Source organism: Deinococcus radiopugnans ATCC 19172 (assembly GCF_006335125.1).
Classification (GTDB): domain Bacteria; phylum Deinococcota; class Deinococci; order Deinococcales; family Deinococcaceae; genus Deinococcus; species Deinococcus radiopugnans.
The window spans coordinates 1-577 of the sequence record NZ_VDMO01000087.1 but is presented as its reverse complement, the minus strand read 5'-3'; the positions used below and the strand labels follow the sequence as shown (position 1 = coordinate 577).

General features: G+C 57.7%; 1 protein-coding gene. It reads right to left on the bottom strand.

Annotated features, from left to right (window positions below; genetic code table 11):
* Nucleotides 1-22 precede the first annotated feature (22 nt).
* Nucleotides 23-577: IS630 family transposase (locus tag FHR04_RS20805; RefSeq protein ID WP_139405070.1), on the bottom strand; the 555-nt coding region annotated here is incomplete at its 5' end.

The window sequence follows — 577 nt, the reverse complement described above, 5'->3', positions numbered from 1 at the left end:
CTAAGTATGCCGCACTTAACATCTAGATAAACCTTGTCCCGAGGATCTTCAGCCCGGTGAGGAGGGCCGCCCGAAGTTCAGCGACCGAGTTGTAACAGCGGCGTGGCAGCAGGATGCCCTTGAGTGTGCGCCACACCCCCTCAATGAGATTGAGAAAAGGCGCATAGGGCGGGAGGTACCGCAGGTACAGTCCCATCTTCTCCCACGCTGTGGCCTTTTCCTTCAGCTTCGCTCCCTTATGAAAGGGAGCATTGTCCAGGACGACGACGGTGAGCCGATCGGGAACACAGTCGGCTGCCAGGGTGTCCAGATAAGCCATGACCTGCTCACCGTTGCACGTTCCTTCCAGCTCGCGGACTTCCAGCCGCTCTTCACGACCGTGCAAGCTGTAGGTGCCGATGAGGTTGATCCGTCCAGACGATCCCCACCGCGTGGGGATCTTGAACTGTTGCCCAGAACCACGTCTGAACCAGGTCGCACCCACGGACAACATCAAAGAAAGACCGGTCTGATCGAGATATTTCAGGGTGAGCTTGCCGTCCAGTGCCCCCTTTTTAAGGTCTCCAGGGAGACCTGA